This is a genomic window from Vibrio genomosp. F10 str. 9ZD137 (assembly GCF_049974785.1).
In the GTDB taxonomy this organism is placed as follows: Bacteria; Pseudomonadota; Gammaproteobacteria; order Enterobacterales; family Vibrionaceae; genus Vibrio.
In genome coordinates this window covers 1-5613 of record NZ_JBNGCJ010000631.1, presented here as the reverse complement: position 1 = coordinate 5613, position 5613 = coordinate 1, and the positions used below count along the sequence as shown (strand labels likewise).

Below are 5613 nucleotides of genomic sequence, written 5' to 3'. Positions count from 1 at the left end.
CGAGGATATTTTGGCGGTTGATGGCAAAGCTGAGTGCCTTGCGGACTCTGACATCGGTTAACTCTGGGTGAATGGTATTGACCGCAATATACGCAACATTGATGGCCGGTCTTGCGGTTAAGACCAGTGACTCTTGCTGCTCTATAATAGGAATCTGGCTCGAAAGAGGTGCGTTCAGGACATCGCACTCATTTCGAAGAAGCTTCGCGAAAGTCCCTGTTCCACGGTGAGAAATATCAAACACTACTTGCTGAAGTTTCGCCGGTCCATTCCAATAGGTATTATGTTTACGCAGACGGACCAAGTCATTGACCAGATATTCATCTAGATAAAATGGCCCTGATCCCACTGGTAAGGTATCAATCTGTCGCTTACGGTCGTTTATCTCTAGCTGAGTTGCGTATTCTAAAGAGTGAATAACAGCATGGCTTGTCGCGATGTTAGACAAAAATGTGTTATCAGGGCGACTGAGCGTAAACTTGACTTGATGGGCGGTTAAAGCCTGTACATCGATCAGTAGATTTTGAAAATCAATGCCGGTAAACCAAGGGTACTGGCCATTACCCACGTAATGATAAGAATGACTAGAATCTATAATACGGCGAAAGCTAAATACAACATCATCAGCATTAAGGGTTCTCGTTGGAGTAAACCATTCGGTAGTATGGAACGAAACATCTTCTTTAAGATCGAAAATATATTCGGTACGAGACTTATTCACCGTCCATTGAGTGGCAACACTCGGTACAGGTTGATGCGTTTCTGGGTCGAGCACAACCAGAGTGTCGAAGATTTGCGGGCTGAGTGCTTCAGACGTAATACCGCTATCAACAAGTTGTGGATTGAACGTTTGTAAGCCGCCTTGCCCACAAAAAATAAAGCCACTTTGTCGGATTTTATCGTGATCGATATCTTCACCACAGCCAACCAAAAACAATAGGCTGAAGAATCCAAATGTCAGTTTTGAGAACGCTTTCATAGAAAGAACTTTGTCAGGGTATAAGGCAAAACTAAACCAATATTCATGCCGTCAGATCTCGATAATTTACCATTGTTTGGACATTCAAACCAACTGAAAACAGTTGAATCTATGAGGTTATTGGCCGTTTTGCGCAATCAAGTCGTATTTTCTGACCATGCCTCTTAATTGATGATAGCTCAAGCCCAAAAGCACAGCGGCTTTTCGTTGGTTAAACTGTGCTTCACTGAGTGCCAGATTAAGTAATGCAATATCTTGTTCTTCTTGCCATGCTTTATAGTTAATTGGAAACACTAACGACTTTAGTTTACTCGGTTCTAGTGATTTATCGTCTGAGTATGGCGCTACAGAACCATTATCTTGAGAGTTCAAAAGAAGGGAATCAGGCTGCCCCCCCACTTTACTATCGTTATCCTCGTGGTTTACCGTTGTGTTGCCCCAAGCACCACCAAAGGGGTCAAACACTAGAGTATCAATAGGCTCATCAATTCGATTGTGCTGGTAGATAGCTCGTTCAATGACATTTTTGAGTTCTCTGATGTTACCCGGCCAAGTGTATTCCAGAAGTTCACGTATGGCGCTGTGAGAGAAACCAGGGAAAAACTCCAGCTCTAATTCTTGACACATTTTTATCGCGTAGTGCTCGGCAAGCAGTGGAATATCTTCAGGACGTTCTCTTAATGGTGGCAAGTGAATAACATCAAATGCGAGCCTGTCGAGAAGATCGGCCCGAAATAGATTTTTCTGTGCGAGCTGAGGCAAGTTTCCATTCGTCGCGCAGATCAAACGAACATTGGCATTCAGTGTTTTTTGACCTCCGACTCGTTCATATTGCCCGTATTCAATCACCCTTAGCAGCTTTTCTTGCACAGCTAAAGGGGCAGTGGCGAGCTCATCTAAAAACAGAGTGCCGCCTTCTGCACGTTCAAACCGACCTTGATGACGACCTTTAGCCCCGGTGAAAGCGCCAGATTCATGCCCAAACAGTTCTGAGTCGATTAAGCCATCACTTAATGTGGCGCAGTTAAGGGAAACAAGGGTATTTTCCCAGCGTTTGGATAGGTAATGAAGCCGCTGAGCGATCAGTTCTTTCCCCGTGCCACGCTCGCCAATAATGAGGACGGGCCGTTCAATAGGCGCCAAACGAGAGACTTTATCTAATACTGAGAGAAAGGCAGGGGATTCACCGATCAAGTTTTGGCGCATGATGTCGACTCCATGTTAAGAACGAACTGGTTAAAAATACCAATAGTAGGTTAATTTCATCATAACACAGAGTGCTGGCTAATGACGGATAATATAAATGATTGATTATAAACGGTTAAAAATTGGCATGCATTTTGATTGTCTCTTTTCATACATCAAGAATGTCAGCGCATATACCGCGCATCGTTACCGTTAATTAGGAGATATATCATGGGTGTTTTTTCTCGTTTTGCAGATATCGTAAACTCAAATATTAGTTCTCTACTCGATAAGGCAGAGGATCCAGAAAAGATGATTCGTCTTATCATACAGGAAATGGAAGACACACTGGTTGAAGTAAGAACCAACTCCGCTAAAGCGTTGGCCGATAAAAAAGATCTGAGCCGCAAAATAGAATCAATGGAAGACCAAATTGAAGGTTGGCAGCAAAAAGCAACACTCGCCATTACCAAGCAGCGCGAAGAGTTAGCGAGAGCGGCATTGATCGAGAAGCAAAAACTCATCGAGGTACTCAAAGGGCTGCAGGCTGAAAACGTATTGGTGGAAGATACGATTGAAAAGCTTAGCGGTGAGGTCAGTAAATTAGAGAGCAAGATTATTGAAACGCGAGCCAAGCAACAAACACTGGCGATTCGAAACCAAACAGCAACAAGCCGACGTGATGTCCAAAAGCATCTTCATACTAGTCGTACTCATGAAGCTATGGCAAAGTTTGAGCAGTATTCTCGTAAAGTGGATGAACTGGAAGCAGAAGCGGATGTCTATGCCAAGAGTGGTAATGCGAAATCCTTAGATCAGGAATTTGCCGAGCTCCAAGCGCAAGATGAAATTGAACAAGAGCTGGCGAAACTAAAACAGCAAATGAAAGATAAAGGATAGGAGAGTTCTATGTCATCGTTTTTGATCGCTGGGCCATTGATGGTTTTCTTAATCTTTGTGGCTCCCTTATGGCTATTTTTACATTATCGAGCAAAGCGTCATTCCGGTAATGGGTTATCCAAAGAAGATAACCAACGAATCCAGCATTTGTCAGAGCAAGCAGAAAAGCTTCAATCTAGAGTGGTGACGTTAGAGAGAATTCTAGATGCTGAATCCCCTAATTGGAGATCATCTTATGACTAAGCGCGAACTCTACAGAGATGTTCAAAATAGTAAACTGACCGGCGTTTGTGCCGGTTTAGCGAACTACTTTAGTGTCGAGGTTTGGTTGATTCGAATCTTAGTCATATCAGCGGCATTGCTTGGCGCTGGATTTCTGGTTCTCCTGGCTTATGTCGCGATGACACTGATGATAGAAAAACAGCCGGTGAATTACTCTCAAGACATCAAAACTCAACAAGAGCACAAGCTAAAAAGTAAGCCTTGGCAACAAGGTAAGAGCGCCAGTGAACTGCTAAAAACGTTAGAAAATGATTTTGATACATTGGGAGGGAAACTAGGAAAAATGGAAGCGTACGTCACCTCTGATGCATTTAAAGTCAACCGCGAATTTAAAAATCTGTAATCAGTAATGAGAGTGGTATCAAATACCACTCTCTATTCATTTAATTTCAATGAATTAACCGATTATTCACTGGTATCCATTAGGGTATTCAACTATCTTTGTAACTAAATGATTCTGTTGGATGCTACCCATGGCAAAGTATATTTATCTCATTGTCTTTAGCGCAATCTTAAGTGGTTGTGGTAAAGATCTTCCTCCTGTACCTGAGCCGGAATCACGGCCTGCAAAATTATTCACTGTATCGGTTGGTAATAGCCAGTTTGAACGCACCTTCCCCGCGACAACCGAAGCGGGTGACAAAGCGATATTGACTTTTAGGGTTGCGGGCCAACTGCAGTCGATTGATGTAACAGCCGGACAAAATGTCAAAAAAGGTGAGCAGTTAGCCTCTTTAAATCCTGATGAATATGCCTTACTGGCCAAGCAAGCCCAAGCCAATTTTATGTTGGCTGATGTGCAGTTTGAACGTTATAAAAAGTTGCATATTGATAAAGTAGTTTCAGAACAAGACTTTGACCAAGCTAAAGCGAATCACAATTCTGCGCGAGCTATCCTCTCTCAAGCGAAAGCAAATCTTAGATACACCAAACTGATCGCACCTTATGACGGCACCATTTCACTCTCCCCCGCTCAAAACTTTGAATTTGTGAGTGAGAAAACAGGGGTAATGAACATTCAAACGAACCAGTTGCTGAAAGTGGTGTATCAGTTACCTGATCATCTGTTGAACCGTTTTTCTCAAGATCTTAACCCTAATGTCACCATGACGTTTGATGCTTTTCCCGATAAGAGTTATCCGCTTCTCTTTCAAGAAATAGACACAGAAGCAGACCGAAACACGGGCGCCTATAAAGTGACGATGGTTATGGAACGGCCAAAAGATATCGGTATCCTTCCTGGAATGGCAGGCAGTGTCCGCGCCATCGTTGATGCTGGTCAAACTACTCGAATCCCATCATCTGCGCTCTTTGAAGAAGATGGAAAAACACGAGTATGGCGTGTGACACCATCGGGTCTCACAGAGAAAGCGACGGTTGAAGTTAATGATAAGCGAGAAGTACTCTCTGGCCTAAATGATGGTGATCAAATCATCGTATCTGGCGTGAGTGGCATTGAAAGTGGCATCAAAGTCCGAGAGTGGGTTAAGGAGAGAGGGCTGTAATGATGAAACAATGGAAATCAGTTAGTTTGTTCGCATTCAGTATCGTTTTGGCAGGATGTAAAGAGGACGTCGTAAAGACTGAAATGGTTCCTCTTAATGTTCGGGTTGCTGACCTATCGATTTCTGAAGCCAGAGAATCGCTTTACTTTCCTGCTGTGGCAAATGCGGCAGAGCGCTCCCATTTGAGCTTTCGAGTATCAGGCGAAATCAGCCAATTAAGCGTAAAAGAAGGGGACCGAGTTAAGAAAGGGCAATTGATAGCCAAGCTAGATCCTACCGATTATCAGCTTGATGTCGACAACGCCCAGGCACGATTTACCGTTGTGAACAATCAGTTTAATCGTTCCAAACCCCTCGTTAACAAAGGGCTTTTAGCTAAGTCACAATTTGATGAGATTGCGGCGCAAAGACAAATAGCCTTGGCCGAATTAGAGCTAGCGAAATTAAGACTGTCGTTTACTCAGCTTAAAGCTCCGGTTGATGGAATTATTTCTCGAGTCAATACTGACCAGTTTGAAAATGTTCAAGTCGGGCAGTACATCGTTAACATACACAGTGTAGAAACGGTCGAGATACTCATACAGTTACCAGATAGGCTTCATGTCAACTCGCCAACTCACCAGGCCGTGGATACGATTCAAACCATCGTCAGAGTCCCGAGTGGTAATGAATATGAGGCATCAGTAAAAGAATTTACTACCGAACCGGATCCGGCAACAGGTACATTCACTGCAACATTGTCTATGAGATCGGAAGAGCGGT

The 5613-nt window shown here is 43.4% G+C and carries 7 protein-coding genes; 5 read left to right on the top strand and 2 right to left on the bottom strand.

What is annotated here, in order from left to right:
- Both ACP45E_RS15295 and pspF read right to left on the bottom strand, forming a co-directional pair.
- The coding region (locus ACP45E_RS15295) for an ABC transporter substrate-binding protein (protein ID WP_241824324.1) at positions 1-979 on the bottom strand (979 nt) is incomplete at its 3' end.
- A 117-nt stretch (positions 980-1096) separates the two neighbouring features.
- Positions 1097-2185, bottom strand: coding sequence for a phage shock protein operon transcriptional activator (pspF, locus tag ACP45E_RS15290; RefSeq protein WP_017037933.1), 1089 nt, complete (start codon positions 2183-2185; stop codon positions 1097-1099).
- 210 nt (positions 2186-2395) lie between these two features.
- Between pspF and pspA the strand changes: the two genes are divergently transcribed.
- The 5 genes from pspA to ACP45E_RS15265 form a co-directional block, all read left to right on the top strand.
- Entirely contained in the window at positions 2396-3064 is a 669-nt protein-coding gene (gene pspA, locus ACP45E_RS15285; RefSeq protein WP_017034934.1) for a phage shock protein PspA, read from the top strand.
- Positions 3065-3073: 9 nt separating this feature from the next.
- Positions 3074-3307 (top strand): envelope stress response membrane protein PspB, encoded by a 234-nt coding sequence (gene pspB / locus ACP45E_RS15280; protein WP_017034935.1) that lies wholly within the window; start codon positions 3074-3076, stop codon positions 3305-3307.
- The gene (gene pspC / locus ACP45E_RS15275) at positions 3300-3689 is read left to right on the top strand and encodes an envelope stress response membrane protein PspC (protein WP_017034936.1); all 390 of its coding nucleotides are present in this window, start codon (positions 3300-3302) and stop codon (positions 3687-3689) included. Before pspB ends, pspC begins: the two co-directional genes overlap by 8 nt.
- A 130-nt stretch (positions 3690-3819) precedes the next feature.
- On the top strand, positions 3820-4851 hold the full coding sequence (locus ACP45E_RS15270) for an efflux RND transporter periplasmic adaptor subunit (protein ID WP_017037934.1): 1032 nt from the start codon (positions 3820-3822) through the stop codon (positions 4849-4851).
- Positions 4851-5613 (top strand): efflux RND transporter periplasmic adaptor subunit (locus ACP45E_RS15265; RefSeq protein WP_069585194.1); only part of this gene is annotated, 763 nt, incomplete at its 3' end. The genes ACP45E_RS15270 and ACP45E_RS15265, both read left to right, overlap by 1 nt.